At 65.3% G+C, this 24949-nt stretch carries 25 protein-coding genes; 8 read left to right on the top strand and 17 right to left on the bottom strand.

Annotated features, from left to right (window positions below; genetic code table 11):
- Nucleotides 1-26: 26 nt before the first annotated feature.
- From E4S58_RS02485 to E4S58_RS02475, 3 genes are all read right to left on the bottom strand, one after another.
- Nucleotides 27-773, bottom strand: coding sequence for a hypothetical protein (locus tag E4S58_RS02485; RefSeq protein WP_136634735.1), 747 nt, complete (start codon nt 771-773; stop codon nt 27-29).
- A gap of 58 nt (nt 774-831) precedes the next feature.
- A complete protein-coding gene (locus tag E4S58_RS02480; protein ID WP_136634734.1) occupies nt 832-1611 on the bottom strand; it encodes a hypothetical protein in 780 nt (259 codons plus the stop codon).
- Nucleotides 1612-1678: 67 nt separating this feature from the next.
- Nucleotides 1679-2284, bottom strand: a complete 606-nt coding sequence (locus E4S58_RS02475; protein WP_136634733.1) for a flavin reductase family protein — start codon at nt 2282-2284, stop codon at nt 1679-1681.
- A gap of 80 nt (nt 2285-2364) precedes the next feature.
- Here E4S58_RS02475 and E4S58_RS02470 point away from each other — a divergent pair, with 80 nt between their 5' ends.
- Nucleotides 2365-2862 (top strand): GNAT family N-acetyltransferase, encoded by a 498-nt coding sequence (locus E4S58_RS02470; protein WP_136634732.1) that lies wholly within the window; start codon nt 2365-2367, stop codon nt 2860-2862.
- Nucleotides 2863-2937: 75 nt separating this feature from the next.
- The gene (locus E4S58_RS02465) at nt 2938-3717 is read left to right on the top strand and encodes an EcsC family protein (RefSeq protein ID WP_420821273.1); all 780 of its coding nucleotides are present in this window, start codon (nt 2938-2940) and stop codon (nt 3715-3717) included.
- Here the strand turns inward: E4S58_RS02465 and E4S58_RS02460 are convergent.
- The 11 genes from E4S58_RS02460 to coxB form a co-directional block, all read right to left on the bottom strand.
- Nucleotides 3708-5126, bottom strand: coding sequence for an FAD-binding oxidoreductase (locus tag E4S58_RS02460; RefSeq protein ID WP_136634731.1), 1419 nt, complete (start codon nt 5124-5126; stop codon nt 3708-3710). The genes E4S58_RS02465 and E4S58_RS02460 overlap by 10 nt on opposite strands.
- Nucleotides 5127-5174: 48 nt before the next feature.
- Complete coding sequence (locus E4S58_RS02455; protein ID WP_136634730.1) at nt 5175-5993, bottom strand: MBL fold metallo-hydrolase; 819 nt, start codon at nt 5991-5993, stop codon at nt 5175-5177.
- Nucleotides 5994-6125: 132 nt separating this feature from the next.
- A complete protein-coding gene (locus E4S58_RS02450; RefSeq protein WP_136634729.1) occupies nt 6126-6710 on the bottom strand; it encodes a GNAT family N-acetyltransferase in 585 nt (194 codons plus the stop codon).
- Nucleotides 6710-7972: a M16 family metallopeptidase gene (locus E4S58_RS02445; RefSeq protein WP_136634728.1), complete on the bottom strand. Its 1263-nt coding sequence runs from the start codon at nt 7970-7972 to the stop codon at nt 6710-6712. Before E4S58_RS02445 ends, E4S58_RS02450 begins: the two co-directional genes overlap by 1 nt.
- A complete protein-coding gene (thrC, locus tag E4S58_RS02440) occupies nt 7969-9357 on the bottom strand; it encodes a threonine synthase (protein WP_136634727.1) in 1389 nt (462 codons plus the stop codon). Before thrC ends, E4S58_RS02445 begins: the two co-directional genes overlap by 4 nt.
- Nucleotides 9354-10040: an SURF1 family protein gene (locus E4S58_RS02435; RefSeq protein WP_136634726.1), complete on the bottom strand. Its 687-nt coding sequence runs from the start codon at nt 10038-10040 to the stop codon at nt 9354-9356. Before E4S58_RS02435 ends, thrC begins: the two co-directional genes overlap by 4 nt.
- A gap of 79 nt (nt 10041-10119) precedes the next feature.
- On the bottom strand, nt 10120-10920 hold the full coding sequence (locus E4S58_RS02430) for a cytochrome c oxidase subunit 3 (RefSeq protein WP_136634725.1): 801 nt from the start codon (nt 10918-10920) through the stop codon (nt 10120-10122).
- A 30-nt stretch (nt 10921-10950) separates the two neighbouring features.
- Nucleotides 10951-11526, bottom strand: coding sequence for a cytochrome c oxidase assembly protein (locus E4S58_RS02425; RefSeq protein ID WP_136634724.1), 576 nt, complete (start codon nt 11524-11526; stop codon nt 10951-10953).
- Nucleotides 11526-11717 carry a hypothetical protein gene (locus tag E4S58_RS02420; RefSeq protein ID WP_136634723.1) on the bottom strand — a complete coding sequence of 64 codons (192 nt, stop codon included), beginning with the start codon at nt 11715-11717 and terminating at the stop codon, nt 11526-11528. The genes E4S58_RS02425 and E4S58_RS02420 overlap by 1 nt, the downstream gene beginning before the upstream one ends.
- Complete coding sequence (gene cyoE, locus E4S58_RS02415; protein ID WP_136634722.1) at nt 11717-12655, bottom strand: heme o synthase; 939 nt, start codon at nt 12653-12655, stop codon at nt 11717-11719. The genes E4S58_RS02420 and cyoE overlap by 1 nt, the downstream gene beginning before the upstream one ends.
- An 86-nt stretch (nt 12656-12741) precedes the next feature.
- The gene (coxB, locus tag E4S58_RS02410; protein ID WP_136634721.1) at nt 12742-13647 is read right to left on the bottom strand and encodes a cytochrome c oxidase subunit II; all 906 of its coding nucleotides are present in this window, start codon (nt 13645-13647) and stop codon (nt 12742-12744) included.
- 199 nt (nt 13648-13846) lie between these two features.
- Here coxB and tldD point away from each other — a divergent pair, with 199 nt between their 5' ends.
- Nucleotides 13847-15265: a metalloprotease TldD gene (gene tldD, locus E4S58_RS02405; protein WP_136634720.1), complete on the top strand. Its 1419-nt coding sequence runs from the start codon at nt 13847-13849 to the stop codon at nt 15263-15265.
- A gap of 390 nt (nt 15266-15655) precedes the next feature.
- Here tldD and E4S58_RS02400 read toward each other — a convergent pair whose 3' ends face one another.
- Nucleotides 15656-16288 (bottom strand): TetR/AcrR family transcriptional regulator, encoded by a 633-nt coding sequence (locus E4S58_RS02400; protein ID WP_136634719.1) that lies wholly within the window; start codon nt 16286-16288, stop codon nt 15656-15658.
- 154 nt (nt 16289-16442) lie between these two features.
- On the opposite strand from E4S58_RS02400, the gene dprA reads away from it, so the two are divergent.
- Together dprA and topA are read left to right on the top strand one after the other, a co-directional pair.
- Nucleotides 16443-17576, top strand: coding sequence for a DNA-processing protein DprA (dprA, locus tag E4S58_RS02395; protein ID WP_338101493.1), 1134 nt, complete (start codon nt 16443-16445; stop codon nt 17574-17576).
- A 144-nt stretch (nt 17577-17720) separates the two neighbouring features.
- Nucleotides 17721-20345: a type I DNA topoisomerase gene (topA, locus tag E4S58_RS02390; RefSeq protein ID WP_136634717.1), complete on the top strand. Its 2625-nt coding sequence runs from the start codon at nt 17721-17723 to the stop codon at nt 20343-20345.
- A 69-nt stretch (nt 20346-20414) separates the two neighbouring features.
- Here the strand turns inward: topA and E4S58_RS02385 are convergent, their stop codons facing one another.
- On the bottom strand, nt 20415-21692 hold the full coding sequence (locus E4S58_RS02385; RefSeq protein ID WP_136634716.1) for a Glu/Leu/Phe/Val family dehydrogenase: 1278 nt from the start codon (nt 21690-21692) through the stop codon (nt 20415-20417).
- Between the two features lie 214 nt (nt 21693-21906).
- Between E4S58_RS02385 and E4S58_RS02380 the strand changes: the two genes are divergently transcribed.
- The 3 genes from E4S58_RS02380 (at nt 21907) to E4S58_RS02370 (ending at nt 23948) form a co-directional block, all read left to right on the top strand.
- Nucleotides 21907-22479: a L,D-transpeptidase gene (locus E4S58_RS02380; RefSeq protein WP_136634715.1), complete on the top strand. Its 573-nt coding sequence runs from the start codon at nt 21907-21909 to the stop codon at nt 22477-22479.
- A 141-nt stretch (nt 22480-22620) separates the two neighbouring features.
- Nucleotides 22621-23325 carry a CoA transferase subunit A gene (locus E4S58_RS02375; protein ID WP_136634714.1) on the top strand — a complete coding sequence of 235 codons (705 nt, stop codon included), beginning with the start codon at nt 22621-22623 and terminating at the stop codon, nt 23323-23325.
- The gene (locus E4S58_RS02370) at nt 23325-23948 is read left to right on the top strand and encodes a CoA transferase subunit B (protein ID WP_136634713.1); all 624 of its coding nucleotides are present in this window, start codon (nt 23325-23327) and stop codon (nt 23946-23948) included. The genes E4S58_RS02375 and E4S58_RS02370 overlap by 1 nt, the downstream gene beginning before the upstream one ends.
- A gap of 101 nt (nt 23949-24049) precedes the next feature.
- Here the strand turns inward: E4S58_RS02370 and E4S58_RS02365 are convergent, their stop codons facing one another.
- Entirely contained in the window at nt 24050-24883 is an 834-nt protein-coding gene (locus tag E4S58_RS02365; RefSeq protein WP_136634712.1) for a lytic transglycosylase domain-containing protein, read from the bottom strand.
- Between the last annotated feature and the right edge of the window lie 66 nt (nt 24884-24949).

The following is a 24949-nucleotide window of genomic DNA, read 5'->3' as shown; positions in this document are numbered from 1 at the left end:
GGGTTTCTTTTTCTAGACTGGTGGGATCAGGCGCTGACCGCGGCCACGCCCTCTTCCGCAACGAAACGATCGAACCAGCTTCTGTCCTCTTCGTATCCCAGATCCTCGACGATCTGGTGCAGCGCCGGGAAACGGGTGAACTGGTCGATGATCCGGTCGCGGTGATAGGCCAGCCGCCAGCGTGCCTCGCGCGGGGCGTCGGCCGGGCGCACGCCCGTCAGCTCGGGCCCGTGCGTGGCGATCTCTCGGGGGTGGTACTGGCTGAAATCGCCGTCGAAGGTCAGTTCAAGACAATCGGCCAGCAGGTTCTGCACCCGGCGCGGTTCATCGACGAGGTGTTCGTATTTCAGCAGGATGACCCCCTGCGGAAGACTGTCGGACGCGGCCAGCGCGGCGATCTGCGCATGGATTTCCAGCACGCCGGGCAGGATCTGCTGCGGGCCACCCTGGGCGTTGACGAAGTAACTGCGATCCGCGGCACAGACGTAGTCGTCCGGCAGGCGCGCGTCATAGCTGGTCAGGATGTCGCGCGGATCGCGCAGCATGACGATCGCGTCCAGCCGCTTGCGCCCCTCGGCCGCCGCAACGATCCGGTCGAAATCGAACAGGTCGTGACCGCGCCGCGAACAGGTGTTGCCGGGCATGTGGATCACCGCCCGCGCCGGGAACTCCGGCCCCGGGATGTTGAAATCCCGCAACGCCCTTTGCAGCATGCTGTACAGCAGCGAACTGCCCGCCTGCGACTGTCCTGTAACCAAAAGATGCCTGTGCATTCCCGCCACCATTATTTTTGTCTTTCGACATAGGTTGGCGGCAGGGATTTCGGCCCGGTTAAAGTCCGGCGCGGCGTTGCACCCGGGACACGTTTTGCGTGTCCAAGTCGGCCGTTTCCTCGCGCAAGGCATCAAACCAGCTGGTGTCGGGTTCGTAGCCCAGGTCGATGACGATATCATGAAGGGTCGGGAAGCGGGTGAACTGGTCGATGATCCGGGTGCGATGCTTGGGCGCGCGCCACTTTTCGATCTGTTTGCCGTCCACCGGCCGCAGCCCGTTCATCGCCCGGTCCATCGAGGCATCCACGTCGCGCTTGTGGAAATCCGAGAAGCGGGCGTGGAAGTCGAGGCCCATGCCTTCGGCCAGCATGGCCTGGATCCGGTCCGGGTCCGCGACGAGGTGTTCGTATTTCAACAGGAAGGCCCCGCGCGGCAGAAGGCCGGACTTCAGCGCCTCGAGGATCGCCATGTGCACCAGGATCAGCCCCGGCATGGTCTTCTTCGGGCCGCCGGGGGTGTGGATGTTGTAGGTCAGGTCCGCCGAATAGAAATAGTCGTCCGGCACGGCCTTGTGCATCGAGGTCAGGACATCGCGCGGGTCGCGCAGCGTGACGATCAGGTCCAGCTGCTTGCGGCCCTCGGCGGCTTCGGCCAACTTGGCGAAATCAAAGATGTCATAGGGCCGCTTGGTGCAGACATTGCCGGGCAGCGACAGGAAGCCGCCTGCCCGCACCTCGGTCTCGGGCATCGTAAACCCCGAAAGCGCGTGTTGCATCATGCTGTAGAACAGGGTGCTGCCGGCGCGGCCCTGCCCTGCGATCAGAAGGTGACGATCCATACCCTGCCCCATACGTTGTATGATGCGGATATAGCGCCCCTCGATTTAGGCCACGTTAACCCTTGGCTCAGTCGTCGGGGCGGGCCAGCGAAAAGACCTCGCGGATGACCGAATAGTCACGGTAGCCCAGACGGGTCAGCGGGCTGAACTTGGTCACGTCAAAGATCCCGTCGGTCATGCAGTCGTCGCGCATGTGGATGCCGATGACTTCGCCCAGCACCAGCTTGTTGGTCTCGCCTTCCAGCGTGACGATCTGGGTCAGTCGGCATTCCAGCGACGCCGGCGCATTGGCGACGCGCGAACAGGGGATCAGGGTGCAGTCGGTCTTTTCGATCCCGGCGTGGGCAAATTCGTCGGTGCCCGCAGGCAGCGTGGCCGAGGTCTTGTTCATCACGTCGCGGGCGTCGAATTCGACGATGTTGACGCAGAAGTATCCGGTGTCGCGGATGTTCTCGGTGCTGTCCTTGCCAAACTCGCGGTCGTCCTTCGACGAGGTCGAGGCGAACATCACCTGCGGCGGCACATAGGCCACGGCGTTGAAGAAGCTGTAGGGCGCCAGGTTGTCGACCCCATCCGCCCCGCGCGAGGAGATCCAGCCGATCGGGCGCGGCGTGACTATGGCGTTGAACGGGTTGTGCGGCAGGCCGTGGCCGTCCTTGGGTTCGTAGAACACTGGCATTCCTCCTGTTTGCCCTGTTGGTATCCCCATGTTACTCCGCAAGAAACCCCGAAAAGACGAGGGAGGCGGCCCGGGTGTTCACCCTATCGGAAGAATCCACCCAGGACTGGTGGGAGGTCGAGGCGCTGTATGACCTCTGTTTCGCGCCGGGCCGCGAGGCGCTGTCGTCCTATCGTCTGCGTGACGAGGTGCCCAAGGTTGCCGCCCTGTGCCTTGTGGCGCGGGATGCCGCCGGCACCGTGGCAGGTGCGATCCGGTACTGGCCGGTCCTGGTCGGCGGTACACGCGTGCTGTTGCTGGGGCCGGTCGCGGTGCACCCGACCCACCAGGGCGAAGGGCTGGGCGCCCTGCTGATCGCCGAGTCGCTGAACAAGGCGCAGGCCGAGGGCTGGGCGCGGGTGATGCTGGTGGGGGACGCGCCCTACTACAGCCGCTTCGGCTTCGACCGGCTGACCGGCGTGATGATGCCGCCGCCCACCAACCCCGACCGGGTCCTGGGGCTTGAGCTGCAGGAGGGATCCTGGGCCGGTGTGACGGGCGACGTGACCCGCGATCTTCCCGCGACACCTTGATCCGGCGCGCGCGGGACCAAATCTAACCCTCACAGACCGGAGGAAGACCACGTGCCCGACCGCAGACCCAAGGCCATCCCCTCGCAGCTGCTCGAGGATGCCGATCCAACCCCGATCGACATCGAGGCCGAACTGGACGCCCTGGCCCGCCGCTATCGCGGCGCGGGCGGTGTCGGGCTTCAGATCCTCAACCTGGTCGGGGACAGCGCCGAGGGTCTGATCAAGCGCCTGCCCAAGGACATCCGCAACCGGCTGGACCGCACGACCGAAGCGGCCCTTGGCACGGCCATGCGCGCCGCCAACGGATCGCGCCGGGTGGTGAAGGACCAGCCCGACTGGCTGAACCTTGCGGTCACGACCGCCATGGGGGCTGCCGGGGGCTTTGGCGGGCTGCCAAGCGCCATGGCCGAATTGCCGGTCACCACGACCGTGCTGTTGCGGGCGATCCAGGGTGTGGCGCGGGACCATGGCTTTGATCCCGAATCCGAAAGCGTGCAGTTTGACTGTATCCGCGTCTTCGCCGCAGCCGGGCCGCTGGCCGAAGACGACGGCACAGATCTGGCCTTCTATGCCACGCGCGTGACGGTCACGGGCGGCGCCGTGAAGGGGCTGATCGCCAAGGTCGCGCCGCGCTTTGCCACCGTCTTGGGACAGAAACTGGCCGCGCAGACGGTGCCGGTGCTGGGCGCGGTGGCCGGGGCCGCGACGAACTATGCCTACACAAGCTACTACCAGGAAATGGCCCACGTGCATTTCCGCCTGCGCAAGATCGCGATCGAGGCCGACGTGCCGCACGAAGACCTGGTCGCCGGGCTGCAACGCCGCCTGTCCAAGCGCAAGATCCGTCAGGCCTGAGGCAGCACCGCGCCGGGGTTCATGATGCCATGCGGGTCGAAGACCTGCTTGATGGCGCGCATCATCTCGATCTTCACCGGATCGCCATAGCGGGCCAGGTCACCGGTCTTGAGCCGGCCGAGGCCATGTTCCGCGCTGACCGACCCCTCCATCTCGTGCACCAGGTCATGCAGCATCGTCTTGACCGCCTTGGTGTGCTGGCGCCAGTCGGCCACCGGTGCGCCCTTGGGCGGGAAGACGTTGAAGTGCAGGTTGCCGTCGCCCAAGTGGCCGAAGCAGTTGATGCGGAAGGGCCCCATCTTCGCAACCTCGTCCGAGGCCCGTTCGATATAGCCGGGCAGGTTCGACAGCGGCAGGCTGATGTCATGCGAGGACACAGATCCGACCAGGCGGTTCGCCTCGGGGATCTGTTCGCGCACCTCCCAGAACTCTGTCGCCTGCGCCTGGTTCTGGGCGATCAGCGCATCGGTGACCAGTTCGGCCTCCCAGGCCTGTTCGAAGATCGCCTCGAAGGCCTCCTGCGGGTCAAGCCCGGCGGGAAGGCCCAGGTCGATCAGCACCATCCATTCCGGCGCGGGATCGAAGGGGCGGCGGATCTGCGGCAGGTGCTCCTTCAGGAACTCCAACCCCATGCCCGCGATCAGCTCAAAGCTCGATACTGCCTCGCCCACGCGGTCGCGCACGAGCGCCAGCAGGTCCAGCGCGGCGCGCGGCGACGGCACCACCGCCAGCGCGGTGCCCTGCGCGGCAGGGATCGGGAACAGCTTCAGCGCGGCGGCGGTGATGACGCCAAGCGTGCCTTCGGACCCGATCATCAGGTTGCGCAGGTCATAGCCGGTGTTGTCCTTGCGCAGGCGGCTCAGCCCGTTCCAGATGCGCCCGTCCGGCAGCACCGCCTCGATCCCGAGGCACAGATCGCGCGTGTTGCCATAGCGCAGCACGTTCACCCCGCCCGCGTTGGTCGCCAGGTTGCCGCCAATCCGGGCCGATCCCTTGGCCGCCAGCGACAGCGGGAACATGCGCCCCTGCGCGTTGGCCGCGCGATGCACGTCTTCCAGGATCGCGCCGGCCTCGACCACCGCGACGTTCTCCACCGGGTCGACCTTGCGGATCGCCGTCATGCGCTCCAGCGACAGGATCACCGGGTCCGGGCCGTCGGGCATGATCTGACCGCCGACCAGACCGGTGCCGCCGCCGTAGGGCACCACCGGAACACGCGCCGCATGGGCGGCCTTCAGGATCGCCGAGACGCCGTGCACATCCGCCGGGGCCAGCACGAGGCCCCCCGTCCCGGCCCAGGTGCCACGCGGTTCTTCCAGGTAGCGGGGTTCAAGATCGCGAAAGGCGCGCGCGTCCAGAGTGTCGCGCAGGCTGTCGGCAAAGGCGGGATCGGCGGGGTTCAGCGTCATGCTGATCTGCTAGCACCAAAGCGCGGTGATCGCCCAGCCCCTTCGTCGCTATTCGTCGCGCAGCCAGTTGGGTTGCAGCACCACCACCTTTCGCCGCTGCGGCAGGTCGCGCAGGGACACCGTCAGCTCGGATGTGCGGCGCAGGTCGATGTCGAACTCGTCCTGCACGCCTTCCAGGAACCACCGCAGCGAGGCGTCGGAAAACCAGTGCATCGGCAGCACGATCGAGGCCTTGAGCCGTTCGACCACCCGCACCATCGTCGCGGTATCCAGCGTCATGCCGCCATCGACCGGCACCATCACGACGTCCAGCCGCCCGATAGCCGCATATTGCTCCTCGTTCGGTTCGTGATGCAGGTGGCCCAGGTGACCGATGCACAACCCCTCGACCTCGAAGATGAAGATCGAATTGCCGTTCTCCTCGACCCCGCCCATGGACCGGATGTCGGTCGAGACATTGCGGATCAACACCGCGCCGATTTCCAGGTGATGGTCGGCGGCCTCTCCGAAGGTGTCGGACCAGCCACGCAGCACATGCGGGATCGCGGGATCGGGGGCCGGGGTAAAGTGGCTGGAATGGGCGTGGTTCATGGTGATGACATCGGGGATGAAATCCACGTTGCCGTGAAACCCGTTGTAATCGGTGATGATCGTCGGCCCGTCCGGCGGCTGGATCAGGTAGGAACTGTGCGTGACATAGCTGAGCCGCACCGAATAGTCCGGCACCGGATCGCGGAACCCGGCCTTGTGGATGTATTCGATCCCCGGCGCGGCATCGGCAATGGCGATGCAGTGGCTCATCCGGCCCTGCGCGGCGGCGGGCAAGGACAGCAGACTGAGGCCAAGGGCAAGCAGGGCGGTGCGCATGGCCAAAGCCTAGCACGCGGTTTTCCGGCCGCGGCGATCACATTCCCGTAAGGCCGACCGGAAAGGCCCGGCATGCTTCTTCTGGTCGCAAATACCTCGGGGGAGGCGCGCCAGCGCCGGGGGCAGCGCCCCCTAGCCCGCGTCCGTCCGCCCGCGCCGGTCCATCCGCAGCGAGGCATAGAGCACATGGGTCCGCCACCGACCGTCGATCTGCAGGTAACTCTGCGCGACGCCCTCGTACTTGAACCCGCAGCTTTCCAGCAGGCGGCGCGAGGGCGTGTTCTCGGGCAGGCAGGCGGCTTCGATCCGGCTCAGGTCCATGCGGTGGAAGGCGTGGTGCACGACGGCATTGATCGCCTCGCGCATGTAACCCTGCCGGGCATGGCGTTCACCGGTCCAGTATCCGATGGTGCCCGCCTGCGCGGGGCCCCGGCGAATGTTGTCCAGCGTGATGGCGCCGACAAGGTCGTCATCCTCGCGGCGGAACAGGAACAGCGGCACGGCCGAGGAATTGGCGATCGACCGCTGCGCCCAGTAGACGCGGTTGGTGAAGGACCGGCGGGTCAGGTGGTCCGCTGCCCAGGCGGGTTCCCACTTGGTCAGATAGTCCTGGCTTTCCGACCGCAGGGCCGCCCAGCTTCTGTGATCTCCGTGCACCGGCGGACGAAGCGTCAGACGCTCGGTCTCGATCTTCACTTTCCGCCGGTTCAGAAGCATCAGGCCGCGCGTTTCAGGGTCAGTGCCGCGTGATCCGGCGCGTCCTTGACCGGACCGTAGTATGCCAGCGCCATCGGCGCGGCGGTGGCCATGGCGACGGCATAGCGGCGCAGGTCGTCGCGGGTGACCGCGTCGATCTTGGACACCACCGTATCCAGCGGCGGCACATGCCCCCAGATCTGCACCATCCGCGCCATGCGTTCGGCGCGGGACGACGGGCCTTCCAGCCCCATCAGAAGCCCCGCCTTCATCTGCGCCTTGGCGCGGGCGGTTTCCTCGTCGCTGAAATCCTCGGCGGCGCGCTTCATCTCGTCGATGGTGATGGCGGCCAGATCGGCCACCTGATCGCCCGAGGTGCCAGCGTAGACCGTCGTCATACCAGTGTCGGTATAGGCCCCGGCCTGCGCGAAGATCGTGTAGCAAAGGCCCCGTTTTTCACGGATTTCCTGGAACAGCCGCGACGCCATCCCGCCGCCGAGCGCCGAGGCATAGACCTGCGCGACATAGGCGTCGGCATGGGTGTAGTCGGGGCTTTCAAAGCCGATGGCGATATGCGCCTGTTCCAGCGCCTTTTCGGTCCGGCTTTCGCCGCCTATGAATTTTGCCGCGCCTGCAGGCACTTGCGCCACGGGCTTCATGTGACCGAAGAGATCTTCGGCCATGGCCACGATGGCGTCGTGATCGACGTCGCCCGCAGCCGACAGGATCATCTGGCCCGGGCCGTAGTTTTCGGCGACAAAGGTCGCCAGATCAGCACGTTGGAAGGCGCGGATGCGGTCCTCGGGGCCGAGGATCGTGCGGCCGAGCGCTTGGCCGGGATAGGCTTTTTCCTGCAACCAGTCGAAGATAATATCGTCTGGCGTGTCGAGAGCCTGACCGATTTCCGACAAAATCACCCCGCGCTCAACCTCAAGCTCCTTCTCGTCGAAGGTGGCGTTCAGCAGGATGTCCGCGATCACGTCCAGCGCCAGCGGTACGTCGGCGCCCAGAACGCGGGCGTAATAGGCTGTCACCTCGCGCGAGGTATAGGCGTTCATGTAGCCGCCCACGTCCTCGATCGCCTCGGCGATCTGGATGGGGCTGCGTGTCTTGGTTCCCTTGAACGCCATGTGTTCAAGGAAATGCGCGATGCCGTTCTGTTCAGGCCGTTCGTCGCGCCCGCCTGCCCCGACCCAGACACCGATGGTGGCGGACTGAAGGCCGGGCATCCGTTCGGTGACGATGCGGAACCCGTTCGGCAGGGTGTGAAGCTTTGGTGTCAATTCGCGATCTTTTCCCGGATCAGATGTTCGATTTCAGCGAGGTCGTTTTCCACCCGCGTGACTCTTTCGTCCCGGTCGAACAGATCGGCCATGCGGGGCGGAAGGCCCGGGCGGATCCCTGTGGCGGCTTCGACCGCGTCGGGGAACTTGGCCGGATGGGCGGTCGCCAAGGTAATCATCGGCACGGCAGGATCAAGGTTCTCCTGCGCGACTTTCACACCCACTGCGCTGTGCGGGCACAGGATCTCTCCGGTGGTGGCGCGCAGGGCCTTGATGGTGGCCGTGGTTTCCTCTTCGGACGCGCGGCCCGAGACGAACAGATCCTGCAGGTGCTGCAACGCGCCCTGGCTGACGGTGAAGCCGCCGGCTTTCAATTCGTCCATCAGCTGGCTGACCGCCTTGCCATCGCGCCCGTAGGCATCGAACAGCACGCGTTCAAAGTTCGAGGACACCTGGATATCCATCGACGGGCTGATCGAGGGGATCACGCCGTCGGGGATGTAATCCCCCGTCGACAGGCAGCGGTGCAGGATGTCGTTCTGGTTGGTGGCGACCACCAGCTTGTCGATCGGCAGGCCCATCTTGCGTGCGATATAGCCCGCGAAGATGTCGCCGAAGTTGCCCGTGGGCACGGTGAAGCTGACCTTGCGGTGCGGGGCGCCCAGGGCGACGGCAGAGGTGAAGTAATAGACGACCTGAGCCAGAACCCGCGCCCAGTTGATCGAATTCACGCCCGCCAGCTTCACGCCGTCGCGGAAGTCGTGGTCGTTGAACATGTCCTTTACGCGCGCCTGGCAATCGTCGAAATGCCCGGTGAGCGACAGGGCGTGCACGTTCGCCTCGGACGGGGTGGTCATCTGGCGGCGCTGCACCTCGGACACGCGGCCGTGCGGGAAAAGGATGAACACGTCGACCGCATCCAGCCCCTTGAAGGCCTCGATCGCGGCGGACCCGGTGTCGCCAGAGGTCGCGCCGACGATGGTCACCCGGTCGCCGGAGCGGGACAGCGACGCCTGGAACAGCTGGCCGATCAGCTGCATCGCGAAATCCTTGAAGGCCAGCGTGGGCCCGTGGAACAGTTCCAGCAGGAAATGACCGGGGGCCAGCTGCACCATGGGCGCGCGGGCGGCATGGCCGAAGCCCGCATAGGCCTTGGCGATGATCTCGCGGAATTCGTCGTCGGTGAAGGTGTCGCCCAGGTAGGGGCGCATCACGCGAAAGGCGACCTCTTCGTAAGGAAGGCCCGCCAGCGCGGCGATGTCGGCGTGGGACATCGCGGGCACCTCGGCGGGCACGTAAAGGCCACCGTCCCGGGCCAGGCCCGTCAGCATCGCCTCTTCGAAGGTCAGGTCAGGGGCCGCACCCCGGGTCGAGATGTATTTCACGTCGCGTCGCCTTCTTTCGGTCTAAGCGTGCGATAAATCAGATAGCCGGTCATTGCCAGCCAGATCACCGCCAGAGCGTACCAGGTGATGGCATAATTGCGGTGATCGTTCGGGATGCCTTCGGTCGTCACGGCAAAGGGATCGACCGTGCCCGGATCATAACTGACGTCCGAGGCGACGATCAGCACCGGTTCGGTTCCAAGCGCAGAGGCCATGGCGGCGACATCGCGGGCGAACCACAGGCCGCCGGTGATATCCGGGGCGGGGGTGAAGCTGTCGGTTTCGTCCGGCCACATCAGGTTGCCGCGGATCGTGACATCGCCGCTTGGCACCTCGGGTGCGGCGATGCCGTCGCGCAGGAAACCACGGTCGACAAGGATCGACCGATCGCCGACCTCGAACCGCTGGATCAGGCGGTGACCCGCGCCGATCAGCTTGCGGCTGGACAACACGCGCAACCCGGTTTCGCCGTAGTGCCCGTTGACGGTCACCGGCAGGAACTGATCCGTGTCCTCAATCGGGACGACGGGCAGCGGACCCGGGTTGTCGGCGATCCGGGCTTCGATGCTGGCGATATAGGCCTCTTTTTCGGCGATCCGGCGCACCTGCCAGTTGCCGAGCGAGACAAGAATGGCCACGCCGCCCACGCCGAAGATCAGCGGTCCGATAAGTTTCCTGAGCATAAGTTCCGCCTTGAATGTCAAAGGCGCGGAGCCCCGCCCCGCGCCTTTCCTAGATCGTGGTGCGGGAAGCCCGCCCCGCTTAGCCGCCCCAGATGTAGACAGCCGCGAAGAGGAAGAGCCACACGACGTCGACGAAGTGCCAGTACCAGGCGGACATTTCGAAGCCGACGTGATGCGCCGGGGTGAAATGCCCGGCGTAGACGCGGAACAGGCACACGATCATGAAGATCGTCCCGATCAGCACGTGGAAGCCGTGGAAGCCGGTCGCCATGAAGAAGGTCGCGCCGTAGATGTTGCCGGAGAAGCCGAAAGCCGCATGGCCGTATTCATAGACCTGGAACACGGTGAACAGAGCACCAAGCGCGATGGCCAGCATCAGGCCCCACTTCATGTCCTGACGGTTGTTTTCATGCACCAGCGCGTGGTGCGACCAGGTCAGCGCCGCGCCGGAACACAGCAGGATCAGCGTGTTGATCAGCGGCAGGTGCCAGGGGTCGAAGGTTTCGATGCCCGCGGGCGGCCAGACGCCGTCCTTGATCGGGGACATTTCGCCCATGGGGTAAAGCGCGTGCTTGAAGAACGTCCAGAACCAGGCCGAGAAGAACATGACCTCGGACATGATGAACAGGATGAAGCCGTAGCGCAGGCCGATTTCCACCACCGGGGTGTGATCGCCGACCTTGTTTTCCTTCACGGTTTCGGACCACCAGCCGAACATGACGTACAGCACGGCGGCCAGGCCGATCAGGAAGGCCCAGGGGCCGCTGTCGTGCATCCACAGCACGGCGCCGAACAGCATGATGAAGGCACCGATCGACCCGAGGAAGGGGTAAATCGACGGTGCAAGGATGTGGTAGTCGTGATTCTTTTCATGCGCCATATCGGTGCCCTCGTTCCCTCGCCTGAGGTCTTAGTTTACATCCTTCGACCCTTCCGTCGCAAGCTGGGCCTGCTCAACGGGAAGGTCGGTTTCATAGAACGTGTAGCCGAGCGTGATCGTCTGCACGTGTTTCGCGTCGCGGTCCTCGACCATCTCGGGGTCCACGTAGAAGGTGACGGGCATCTGCACAGTTTCCCCGGGCTGGAGAACCTGTTCGGTAAAGCAGAAGCATTCGATCTTGGTGAAATAGCCGCCTGCCTCATAGGGGAAGACGTTGTAGCTGGCGGTGCCCGCGATCACCCGGTCGGTCGGGTTGTGCGCCTCGTAGAAGGCCAGGCCGGTTTCGCCGATCTGGACCTCCATCTGGCGCTGCACGGGCTTGAAGGACCAGGCCATGCCGCTGTCGACGGTGGCGTCGAAGCGGATCTTGATGGTGCGGTCCAGGATGGTGTCAGATCCGGCCTCGGCCTCTTGCGTCACGCCACCAAAGCCGGTGACGCGGCAGAACAGGTCATACAGCGGGACCGACGCGAAGCCGAGCGATCCCATCACGAAGACCACGCCAAGGGTGGTCGCCACGGTGCGTTGCGGTCCGGAAAGTGCCATCAGTTCCCCCCCTGCTGCTGTACCGCAGAGCTGGGTTTGAGCTGGCCATTGTCCAGCCGCAGCGGATCGTTGGTCACCTTCACCACGGTCAGGCCGAAGACCAGTGCGACGAAGACGGCCAGCACGATGCCGAGCCCGAGGTTCCGGCTCCAGCGGCGCTTGTGCAGCTCGTGCGGTTCACGGAATGCCATCACCATCCCCCCATGCCCCAGGGGCGCAGCGTGGCCTCTGCCAGGATCGCGCCGAAATGCACGAAGAGATAGAGAAGCGAGAAGGCGAAATAGCGCTTCTCGACCTTGTACTTGTCCGCCTCGGCCGTGGGTTCGTCGCGGCGCAGTATGTCCCAGGCGCCCTTCACGAAGGCCAGGTTCATCACCACGGCGACGGCCAGGTAGATCGGGCCGCCGACCTGCGTGAAGGCCAGGCCGATGGCCAGCGCGGCCAGCGGGAAGGTGTAGGCAAAGATGTGACGGCGGGTGGTGCGACGGCCGTGGGTCACGGTCAGCATCGGCACACCGGCCTTTTCGTAGTCCGAGTTCATGAACAGCGCCAGCGCCCAGAAGTGCGGCGGAGTCCACAGGAAGGTCAGGCCGAACATCAGGATCGAGGCGAGCGTGATGTCGCCCGTGACGGCCGCCCAGCCGATCATCGGAGGGAAGGCGCCCGCGGCACCGCCGATGACGATGTTCTGCGGCGTCCAGCGCTTGAGCCACATCGTGTAGACGACGGCGTAGAAGAAGATCGTGAAGGCCAGCAGCGCGGCGGCGACCCAGTTGGTCGCAAGCCCCAGCATGATGACCGAGAAGCCCGACAGCGTCAGGCCGATCGCCAGCGCCTCTTCGGGCTGGACGCGACCCGACGGGATCGGACGGCCCGAGGTGCGTTTCATCACGCGGTCGATGTCCGCGTCATACCACATGTTCAGTGCGCCGGATGCCCCGCCGCCGATGGCGATGCACAGCACCGCAAAGAAGGCGATGAAGGGGTGCACGCCACCCGGCGCGGCCAGAAGGCCGACGGCGGCGGTAAAGACGACCAGCGACATGACGCGCGGCTTGAGCAGGGCGACATAGTCGCCAAACTGCGCCTCGCCCGTCTCGGTCTGCGTCTCAAAGCTCGCGTCGGTCATTCTGGGTTCCGTCTATCTGGCTGGCGGGCAGGATGCCCGGCCCTGGCGGGATTGCCCGGGGCGACGATCGTCCCGAGCCCGTCGGATCAGCTGTTCAGCTTTTCCGGATCAACGTATTCGCCGGCTTCTTCGCAGGCCGCGAGCCAGGCGTCATAGGTTGCCTGGCTGACCACCTTGACGGTGATCGGCATGTAGGCGTGGTCCTTGCCGCACAGTTCGGAACACTGGCCAAAGTAGATGCCTTCCTTCTCGGCGGCGAACCACAGCTGCGCCAGGCGGCCCGGCACGGCGTCCTGTTTCACGCCGAAGGCCGGCATCGCCCAGGAATGGATCACGTCTGCGCCGGTCACGGTCATGACGACGGTGGCGCCGACGGGCACGACAACGGCGGTGTCGGTGGCCAGCAGGAATTCATCCGCGTTGTAGCCGCTGGCGGCCAGCTTGGCGGTCATCGCGTCGGACCGGACATAGGCCACGGCGCCGGCTTCTTCGTCCTCGGCGGTCATCGTCGCGGGCTGACCGATCATGTAGCTGTCGAAGGCCAGGCCGGATTCGGTGTCGGTGTATTCGTAGCCCCAGTACCACTGGTAGCCGGTCACCTTGATGTTCACGTCACCCTCGGGGAAGGTCTGCTGCTTGAACAGCGTCGGGAGCGAGAAGGCCCCGATGAACACGAGGATCAGGATCGGCACGATCGTCCAGGCGATTTCCAGCGGCGAGTTGTGGGTGAAGGTGCCGGGAACCGGGTTGGCCTTGCGGTTGAACCGGAAGACCGCGAACAGCAGCAGGCCGCTGACCAGGATCACGATCGCCGTGATGATGTAGAGGATCATGTGATCCAGCCACTGCAGGTCACGTGCGACCGAGGTCACGGCTTCCTGGAACGCGATACCCTTGGGGTGTGGCTTGCCGATCACCTCCAGGTCCTGCGCCATGGCGGGAAAGGCTGCGGCGGTGGCCAGAAGGGCCGAGAGGCTGGTGATTTTGCGCATGTGACACCCTGATCTAGAAGGCACTTGTCCGGTCGACGGAAGATTTGCGGAATCCCGCGCACCTCCCGTTGTTTGACGCAGTCTAAAACCATATTCTTTCCCGCAGCACAATAATCGCGCATGTGGCAAACGGACGCTTTTTTTGATCTAGATCAGAAAAATTGGTTTGCAGACGCCGCAACCGCAGGAGGCCCGAGCCATGTCAGACACCCCTTTCCGCCCTTTCGAGACCCATCTGGACGAGGCCCAGGCCCTGTCGATCCTGCGCGAAGCCGTCGCGGGCGGTGATGACGGAGAGCTGTTTCTCGAACGCAAGCGGTCGGAAATGCTGCACTACGATGACGGGCGGGTGAAGACCGCAAGCTACGATGCCTCGGAAGGGTTCGGGCTTCGGGCCGTGCGCGGGGACGTGTCGGGTTATGCCCATGGCACCGACATGACCGAGGCCGCGCTGAAGCGGGCGGCCGAAACGGCCCGGCTGGCCGTCGGCGACGGCGGCGGCACCATGGCCCCTGCCCCGCGTGCGACCAACGCACGGCTCTACACCGACGCCGACCCGATCGCGGGGGCCGAGTTTCCCGTCAAGGTCGAGACCCTGCGCGAGATCGACGCCTTTTCCCGCGGTCTGGACCCGCGGGTCGTGCAGGTCTCGGCCACGATCATGGCCTCGCTGCAGGAGGTCGAGATCCTGCGCCCCGAAGGCGGCATCGTCCGCGACGCGCGCCCCATGGTGCGGGTCAACGTGTCGGTGATCGTCGAACAGAACGGCCGCCGCGAATCCGGCACGGCCGGGGGTGGCGGGCGCGTCGGTCTGAACGGGCTGCTTGATCCGTCCGACTGGCAGGCCAAGGCGCGCGAAGCCCTGCGAATCGCGCTTGTGAACCTCAAGGCCGTCCCGGCCCCGGCAGGCGTCATGGACATCGTGCTGGGCCCGGGCTGGCCCGGCATCCTGCTGCACGAAGCGATCGGGCACGGGCTGGAAGGCGATTTCAACCGCAAGGGATCGTCGGCCTTCGCCGGGCTGATGGGACAGCAGGTCGCCGCCAAGGGCGTCACCGTGCTGGATGACGGCACGATCCCCGACCGGCGCGGGTCGATCACCGTAGACGACGAAGGCACGCCATCGGGCAAGAACGTGCTGATCGAGGACGGCATCCTTGTCGGCTATATGCAGGATCGCCAGAACGCGCGGTTGATGGGGGTCGAGCCCACGGGCAACGGGCGCCGCGAAAGCTATGCCCATGCGCCGATGCCCCGGATGACCAACACCTACATGCTGGGCGGAGAGGCGACGCCCGAAGAGATCGTGGCCGAGATGAAGGATGGCATCCACGCTGTCGGCTTCGGCGGCGGGCAGGTCGACATCACCAGCGGAAAATTCGTGTTCAGCTGCACCGAGGCCTACCTGGTCAAGGACGGCAAGCGTGGCGCGCCGGTGAAGGGCGCGACGCTGATCGGGGACGGCCCGCAGGCGCTGACCCGCATCCGCGCGCTTGGCAACGACATGGCGCTGGATCCGGGCATGGGCAACTGCGGCAAGCAGGGGCAATGGGTGCCCGTGGGCGTTGGCCAGCCTTCGGTCCTGATCGGCGGTCTGACGGTCGGCGGATCAGCCTGAGACGCTGGACCTGCGTGAACGGATGCGGCTGGATCTGTCTCTGGTCAGGTCCAGCCGCCATTTGAACCGCCACACTCACACTGGTCCGATCAATAAAACCTGCGGTTCAAATCAACATGCAGCGCAGCAACATACCTGCGGTGCGATCACTCGTACACATAAGCGGGAGACACGGAATTTTGCCCCCCAGCTCCGTTCAACATCATGGATAACGGCAGTGAAACGCAGGGCTGTCAAACGAATGCGGCGGCGCTTTTCAAATTGAAAATGCATAGGAAGTGGAGGCAGCTTCCCTTAGGGCACGTGACGCCAATTGGCGCCTGTATCCACTGGGAATTTCGGGACTGAACAGTCCAGTTTACCCAAAGATTTTTTCAAAATGGAAATCGCTCAACTTGGCTCCATGCCCCACGGCGCGGCCCCTATTGCCGGGTCAGCGGGCGTTTCGCGATAGGACAGAATCAGCCGATCCATCGCGGCGCGCGACACATGGCGGTGCGCCTCTGCATATCCAAGCGAGGCGACCATCTTCCAATGGCCGTACATCAGGCAGACAAACAGCCACGACAGCTCCTCGGCCGAACGTTGCGTGAGATCGGGGTACTGCACGCCGAACTCGTGGCTCAGAACCTGGCCGATCAGGCGATACTGGCCGACCAGTTCCTTCCGGATGACCGGCGAGGTGGCCGAAAGCGACATCATGGCATCGTAGATCCGATCATCGCGCGGCTTGGGCGTGCCGTCGAGCAGATCGAAGTAGAAGTCGAGAAAGGCATCCACCCGGGCGGGTCCCTTCAGCTGACCTGCGGTGGTGATGAGCGCTTCGCGGTAAATCCCCGCAAGATGGTCGCAGACATCTTTCATCAAAGTGTCCGGATCCGAATAGTGATAGCGGATCAGCTGGCGGGTCACGCCGGCGGCTTCGGCGACGGTGTCATAGCTGAGATGCGGCAAGCCCTGAGACTGAAGGGCCCGCATGGCCCCCTGGATGATCTGCTGCTTGCGGTCGTTGCTTTCCGTCACGGTCCGAAAGCCCCTTCCCTGACCCGCGCCTGCCGACCGGCCTGCCGCGGGATCTGACACCTTGTTCCACTATACGTCGTTAACCATCATATTCACGCTTAATTAACCGGGTCGACCTATACCTGATTCCGCAAGCAGGCGGAGCGACACGGTCGTGGATTATCATCCTTCCACTCACCCCCCACTCCCACCCACCTCGGAAGATGAACGGCTGGCGTGGCTTCGCCTCTTGCGCTCAAGACGGGTCGGGATATCGACCTTCTACCGGATGCTGCATGAACATGGCACGGCCCGCGCGGCGCTGAAGGCGCTGCCGGATGTCGCGGCAGAAGCCGGGCTCCGGGATTACACCGCCTGTTCCGTCGACGCGGCGCAGTCCGAACTCAGGGCCGCGACATCGATCGGCGCGCGCATGGTTCCGGTCGGCAGCGCGGACTACCCCCCCGCCCTGCTGGACGTCGACGATCCACCACCGATCCTGTGGGTCATGGGCACGGGCAAGGTGCTGAACCGCCCGATGATCGCGATCGTGGGGGCGCGCAATGCATCGTCCCTCGGGCTGCGGATGGCGCGGTCGATTGCCCGCGATCTGGCGGCCGAAGGCTTCGTCATCGTCTCGGGCCTGGCGCGCGGCATTGACGCGGCCGCGCACGAGGCCGCATTGGACACCGGCACGCTGGCCGTTCTGGCGGGCGGGGTCGACGTGATCTACCCGCAGGAAAATGCAACGCTTGCCGCGAAAATCCCTGAAAACGGCCTTCGCCTTTCGGAAATCGCCATGGGGCAGCAGCCGCAGGCCCGGCATTTCCCCCGACGCAACCGCCTGATCTCGGGCCTGGCGCAGGCGCTGGTGGTGATCGAGGCCGCGTCGAAGTCCGGCAGCCTCATCACCGCGCGCACCGCGCTGGACCAGGGGCGCGACGTGCTGGCGGTGCCCGGGCATCCCTTCGACGCCCGCGCTGCCGGGTCGAACATGCTGATCCGGGATGGCGCAACGCTGGTGCGTTCGGCCGCCGACGTGATCGAGGCCCTGCCCAAGCCCGCACCGATTTTGGAACCCGAACTGCCGCTGGCCCCGCCCCCCGACACCCGCAGCCTGCAGGAAACCGCCGCGCTGCATTCACTGATCCTTGACCGGCTGGGCCCCACGCCGCTGGCCGAAGACCAGCTGATCCGCGACCTGGCCCGCGCCGCGCATCACGTCACCCCCGCCATCACGCAGCTGGAAATCGCCGGGCAGGTCCGCCGTCAGGCGGGCGGGTTGCTGTCCCGCGTGGCACGGGGGTGACCGCCAAAGCGGCAGAGGCAACGGGGGTGATGCGCTTTGGCATCCTTGTGATGTCCTGCGTCCAGCACACTCATTGACATTCCACCCTTGTGGGTCACATGGTCCGCCGCCATATAGCCCGTCCAGAGTTCGGAAGGATGTTTCATGCCCGTCGTTGTTGTCGAATCCCCGGCCAAGGCCAAGACAATCAACAAGTATCTCGGCCCGGACTATACCGTTCTGGCGTCTTACGGGCATGTCCGCGACCTGCCACCCAAGGACGGATCGGTCGACCCGGATCATGAATTCGACATGAAATGGGAGATCGCGAGCGACAGCAAGAAGCACGTCAAGGCCATTGCCGACGCGCTGAAGGACGACAACGCGCTGATCCTCGCAACCGACCCCGATCGCGAGGGTGAAGCGATCTCCTGGCACCTGGAAGAGGCCCTGCGCAACCGCAAGGCGTTGAAAAAGGACACGCCGGTTAGCCGCGTGGTCTTCAACGCCATCACCAAGACAGCCGTGACCGAGGCGATGAAGAACCCGCGCCAGGTCGACGGTGACCTGGTCGAGGCCTATCTCGCCCGCCGCGCGCTGGATTACCTGGTGGGCTTCAACCTGTCGCCGGTGCTGTGGCGCAAGCTGCCCGGCGCGAAATCCGCGGGCCGCGTCCAATCGGTCTGCCTGCGCCTGCTGGTCGAGCGCGAGATGGAGATCGAGGCCTTCCGCGCCCGCGAATATTGGTCGGTCAAGGCGCTGCTGGCGACGCCCCGCAATCAGGAGTTCGAAGCGCGCCTGACCCTTCTGGGCGGCAAGAAGCTTGATAAGTACGACCTGAAGGATTCCACCGCCGCCGAGATGGCGGTGCAGGCCGTGTCGTCGCGCGACCTGACCGTTCAGTCGGTCGAGGCGAAGCCGGGCACGCGGAACCCCTCGCCGCCCTTCATGACCTCGACCCTGCAGCAGGAAGCCAGCCGCAAGTTCGGCATGGGCGCGCGCCAGACCATGCAGGCGGCGCAGCGCCTGTATGAGGCCGGGCACATCACCTACATGCGGACCGACGGCATCGACATGGCGCCCGAGGCGATCACCGCCTGCCGCGACGCCATCGGCGACCGGTTCGGCAAGGATTACGTGCCGGGCAGCCCGCGGGTCTACAAGAACAAGGCGAAGAACGCGCAGGAAGCGCACGAATGTATACGCCCGACCGACATGGCCGCCGACGCCGACAGCCTGCGGCTGACCGAGGGCGACCAGAAGAAGCTGTATGACCTGATCTGGAAACGCACGCTGGCCTGCCAGATGGAAAGCGCCCGGCTGGAACGCACCACGGTCGAAATCGGGTCGCGCGACGGCCAGGTCGGGCTGCGCGCCACCGGTCAGGTCGTGCTGTTCGACGGGTTCCTGCGCGTCTACGAAGAGGGCCGCGACGACGTCGAGGATGACGACGACAAGCGCCTGCCGCAGATCTCGCAGGGCGATCCGATGGCCAAGAAGGACATCACGCCCGAACAGCATTTCACCCAGCCCCCGCCCCGCTATACCGAGGCGACGCTGGTCAAGCGGATGGAGGAGCTCGGTATCGGGCGGCCTTCGACCTACGCGTCCATCGTCACGACGATCCAGGACCGCGGCTATGTGCGCAAGGACAAGAACCGGCTGATCCCCGAGGACAAGGGGCGGCTGGTGATCGCCTTTCTCGAGAACTACTTCCGGAAGTATGTCGAATACGACTTTACCGCCGATCTGGAAGAAGAGCTTGACGACGTGTCGGCCGGATCGCGCGACTACAAGGATGTGCTGACCCGCTTCTGGCGCGATTTCTCGGCCGCGATCGCGGAAACCTCGGAGCTGCGGATCACCGAGGTGCTGGAAAAGATCAACGAGGTGCTTGAACCGCACCTTTTCCCGCCGACCGAAGACGGGTCCGACCCGCGCCTCTGCCCGAACTGCGGCGCGGGCCGCCTGTCGATGCGCACGGCGCGGTCGGGCGGGGCCTTCATTGGCTGTTCGAACTACCCTGAGTGCCGCTATACGCGCCCCTTCGGCCCGCCCGATGCCGAGGCCGAGGCCAGTGCGATCCCGCCCGATGGCAAATTGCTGGGCGAAGACAACGGCGACGAGATCCGCGTGTTCAAGGGCCGCTTCGGGCCCTACGTGCAGCGCGGCCCCGTGACCGAGGAAAACAAGAAGCCGCCGCGCCAGTCGGTGCCCAAGGACTGGACGCCCGAAGATCTGACGCTGGAACAGGGCGTCATGCTTCTGACCCTGCCGCGCCTGATCGGCACCCATCCCGAGGATGGCGTGAATGTCTGGGCGAACATCGGGCGCTATGGCCCCTATATCAAGCACGCCGACACGACATCCGACCGGGGCGGCACCAACGCCAACCTCGACGGGATCGACGAGGTCTGGACCGTGGGCATGAACCGGGCCGTGCAGCTTTTGGCCGAAAAGGTGGCAAGCCGGAAGGGACGTGGGGCCGCCAAGGTGCTGAAAGACTTGGGCGAACACCCCGAGGCCGGCGGCAAGGTCGAGCTGATGGAGGGCAAATACGGGCCTTACGTCAAATGGGACAAGATCAACGCCACCCTGCCCAAGGACAGCGACCCCGAGGCGCTGACCATGGAACAGGCGGTCGAGCTGATCGCCGAACGCGCCGCCAAGTCGGGCAAGAAGGCCCCCAAGAAAAAGGCCGCGCCCAAGAAGGCCGCTGCCAAGAAGTCGCCCGCCAAGAAACCTGCGGCCAAGAAAACCGCGGCGAAAAAGGCCGAAGACGACGAATGACCCCTGCCCGCGTCCCCGCGGGTGGTGCGAAATTGCAAAGGCCCCGGCGCATGTCCGGGGCCTTTTGCGTCAGCCGGCGAAATAGCTGCGGTCGCCCCGGCTGCTGATCGCGTCGGCGATACGGGTGATCGCCTTGGCGTAGGCGGCCTCGCGCACCGGGATATCGTCGTCCCCGGCACGGTCAAAGCAGGCCTCGGCGATCGCCTCCATCCGCTCGGTCAGACGGTCGGTGACGGTTGCGGCACCCCACCGTTCACCGGTCCGGCCCTGCACCCATTCGTAATAGCTGACCGTGACGCCCCCGGCATTGGCCAGAACGTCGGGCAGGATCACCTTCCCGTCCTTGACCAGCATGGCATCAGCCTCGGGCGTCACCGGCCCGTTCGCGATCTCGAGGATCAGCGGCGCCGTGACGGTGCCTGCGTTGTCCTCGGTGATCGCATCCTCCATCGCGGCCAGCACCAGCACATCGACATCAAGGGCCAACAGGTCTTCCTGCGCGATCTCCTCTCCGCCGTTGCCTTCCTTGACCGAACTGTCGGCGTAGAGGGCACCGGAGAGTTCCTTTTCCTTCTGCTTGTAGTCGAGCAGCTTCGACGGGGTCAGACCGTCGGGATCATGAATGGCCGCCTGGCTGTCCGACACCGCGACGATCCGATAGCCGCGTTCATGGGCGAGGCAGGCGAAATGCGCCCCCGCGTTGCCAAAGCCCTGCACGGCCACGGTCACGTCCTCGGGCTTGCGACCCTCGCGTTCCAACCAGGCGTCAAGCACGATCAGCGCGCCGCGCCCGGTGGCCTGCGTACGGCCCTCGGACCCGCCCAGACAGACCGGTTTGCCGGTGATGCAGGCCGGTTCGTGCCGCCGCGTGATCTTGGCGAATTCATCGGCCATCCAGCCCATGACGCGCGCGTCCGTGTTGACGTCGGGCGCCGGGATATCCCGGTCGGGGCCGATGACATCGGCGATCGCCCCGATATAGCCGCGTGCCAGCCGCTCGACCTCAAGCGGGGACAAATCCTTCGGGTCGACCTGCGCGCCGCCCTTGCCGCCACCGAAGGGCAGCTCCATGAGCGCGCACTTGATGGTCATCCAGAAGGCCAGCTGGGTGCATTCCTCGGCGGTGACACCGGGGTGGAAACGGATGCCGCCCTTGGCCGGGCCAAGCGTCGTGTTGAACTGGCAACGCCAGCCGGGAAAGACCGCCAGCGATCCGTCGTCGCGGCGCAGCGGCACGGACACGGCGATCTGACGGTCCGGCTGCGCCAGGATCGCGCGGGCATCGGGCGTGACCTCCTGATCGTCGAATATCTTGTGGACAAGGTCGGGCAGGTCGAACGCGGTCATCTGGGACTCCTTCACATGCTTTTGGCGGGCTGGGGCATGAAGCTAGGCGGAAAGCGCCGCAGGGACAGGGGTCTGCCCTGGGGCAACCCCGGTTTTGCGGGCGGGAACATATCACCTCAACTGAATGTGAGTGGTGTTGTGCGGCCCGTGCCGCGATGGTCCGGCGAAACCGCCGACGCCAATGCGACACAAGATTTCGACACGAGGCAAAGACATGACCCGATCCCCCTTCCCGACCCGCCGCGCCGTGATCGCGGGTGGTGCGCTGGCCCTGGCCGTGCCCGGCCTGCTGCGCGCCCAGACCCTGCCGGAGGAGCCCCAAGCCCCCGTGCGCCGCAATGCGTCGAGCTTTTCGTCCCAGGACTGGCGGGCGCATTTCGACGACCTCGGCAAGGGGGCGATCGTCTGCGACACCACCAGCCGCGCGCTGCACTACTGGTCGGCGGACGAAAGCGACTATCGCATCTACCCGACCTCCGTCCCGCGCAGTGATGAGCTGACCAAGCGTGGCTATACCAAGATCGTGCGCAAGAAGGTCGGCCCGGACTGGACGCCGACCCCCAGCCAGAAGGAACGCTTTGGCTGGGAATACATGCCGCCGGGTCCGGACAACCCGCTTGGCACCCACGCGATGTACCTCGACTGGCCCGCCTACCTGATCCATGGCACGCATGACACGCGCAAGATCGGCCGACAAAGCTCGGACGGGTGCATCGGCCTGTTCAACGCGGCCATCGCCGAGCTGTTCGAGATCACGCCGATCGGCACGCAAGTGCGGGTGATCTGATCGCGCTCGCGGCGGGGACCTACGCCCGCCGGAATGCAAAGGGGCGTCCGCAGGCCGGGCGCCCCTTTCCGCACCGCGGCAAAAGATTGACTCTTGGTCACTGGCCATCCATCACCTTGGCAACCATTCAGGAGGACTCTCATGAAGAAGATCTATGGATCGGCAGCCGAGGCGCTGGACGGTCTGCTGTTTGACGGCATGTTCATCGCCTCGGGCGGCTTTGGCCTTTGCGGCATTCCCGAGCTGCTTTTGCAGGCGATCAAGGACGCCGGCACCAAGGACCTGACCTTTGCGTCGAACAACGCGGGCGTCGACGATTTCGGCATCGGCATCCTGTTGCAGACGCGCCAGGTGAAAAAGATGATCTCCTCCTACGTGGGTGAGAACAAGGAATTCATGCGCCAGTACCTTTCGGGCGAACTGGAGCTGGAATTCAACCCGCAGGGCACTCTCGCCGAACGGATGCGCGCCGGTGGCGCGGGCATCCCGGGGTTCTACACCAAGACCGGCGTCGGCACCCAGATCGCCGAGGGCAAGGAACACAAGGACTTCAACGGCGAGACCTACATCCTGGAAACCGGCATGTTCGCGGACCTGTCGATCGTGAAGGCCTGGAAGGCGGACGAGACCGGCAACCTGATCTTCCGCAAGGCCGCGCGCAACTTCAACCCGCCCGCCGCGACCTGCGGCAAGGTCTGCGTGGTCGAGGTCGAGGAAATCGTGCCGACCGGATCGCTCGATCCCGACCACATCCACCTGCCGGGGGTCTATGTGCACCGGATCATCCAGGGTGAGCATGAAAAACGCATCGAACAGCGCACCGTGCGCCAGCGGGAGAACGCATAATGCCTTGGGATCGTAACCAGATGGCCGAACGCGCGGCCCAGGAACTTGAAGACGGCACCTATGTGAACCTCGGGATCGGCATCCCGACGCTGGTGTCGAACTACGTCGGTGACAAGGACATCACGCTGCAGTCCGAAAACGGCATGCTCGGCATGGGCCCCTTCCCCTTCGAGGGCGACGAGGACCCGGACCTGATCAACGCGGGCAAGCAGACGATCACCGAACTGCCCCGCACCGCCTATTTCGACAGCGCGACCTCTTTCGGGATGATCCGCGGCGGCAAGATCGCGGCGGCGATCCTGGGCGCGATGGAAGTGGCCGAAAACGGCGACCTCGCGAACTGGATGATCCCCGGCAAGCTGGTCAAGGGCATGGGCGGCGCGATGGACCTGGTGGCGGGCGTGCAGCGCGTCATCGTCGTCATGGACCACACCAACAAGGCCGGTGAGACCAAGGTGCTGAAGGAATGCACCCTGCCGCTGACCGGCACGGGCGTGGTCGACCGGATCATCACCAACCTCGGCGTCCTCGATGTCGTCGAAGGCGGGCTGAAGATCGTCGAACTGGCCGACGGCGTGACCGAGGAAGAGCTGCGCGCAGCGACCGAAGCCACCATCGTCTGACCCGCGCCACAGCGTAAAACCATGGGGCGGTCCGATCATGGCCGCCCCTTCATCTTGCCCGAAATACTCCCGCCGGAGGCATCCCCCGGCGCCGCCCGCGATCAGGGCTGACGGAAGGCGCAGCCGTCCGACACCAGTTCAGGCGGGGTCAGGCACAGCCCGCGCGCCACGGCGAAGGCCGCCAGCACCTTGGGTACGTAATCGCGGGTCTCGGCATAGGGCGGCACGCCTTCGTGACGGCGTACGGCATTTTCGCCAGCGTTGTATCCGGCCAGCACCAGCACCGGATCATTGCCGAAATCCTTCATCAGCTGATCCAGGTAGCGCACGCCGCCGCGGATGTTCTGCGCCGCGTCCAGCCGGTCGGTCACGCCGAAGCGCTCGGCGGCGGCGGGCATCAGCTGCATCACGCCCTGTGCCCCGGCGCTGCTGGTCGCATCGGCGCGGCCGCCGGATTCGACCGATATGACCGCCAGCGCCAGCGCAGGCGACACCCGCGTACCGATCGTCGACATCAGGATATCCGCGCCGTAGCGTTCGGTCAGGGACAGCAGGTCGCTCAGCCGGGGTTCGGGCACGGAGGTACCGGCCGGCGGATTGGACAGCCGCACCAGTGCCGGCGCCAGCCGGTCCGGCCCCGCATCCGTCAGCGCGGGCGAGATATCGGTCCAGAACCAGTCCAGCGCGGCGGCCGTGGGCGTCGCGGGCGGTGCGGCCTCGTCCTCGGCCTTGGGTTTTGGCTTGGGCTGTGGCAGCGGGTCGGTGATCTGAACGGTGATGCGCTGACCGCCCGACGCCTTGGGCGGCTTGACTCGCTTGAAGGTGAAATCCTCGAACGGCGGAGGGTCCGCCCGCAGCGGCGATGACAGGGTCAGGGACAGGGCAATGACCAGTGCGGCCCCGCCAAGGGCCCTGGCTGTGTCGTAACGGTTCATGAGGACCGCCTGTGTTATGTCTGCTCGGTCTTTCCGGCAAGTGTCGCAGAATCCGGGGCTTGGAAC

It is taken from the genome of Pseudooceanicola onchidii, assembly GCF_004959925.1.
Classification (GTDB): domain Bacteria; phylum Pseudomonadota; class Alphaproteobacteria; order Rhodobacterales; family Rhodobacteraceae; genus Pseudooceanicola; species Pseudooceanicola onchidii.
Note: the sequence above shows the minus strand (reverse complement) of the source record. Positions and strands in the feature narration are given on the sequence as shown.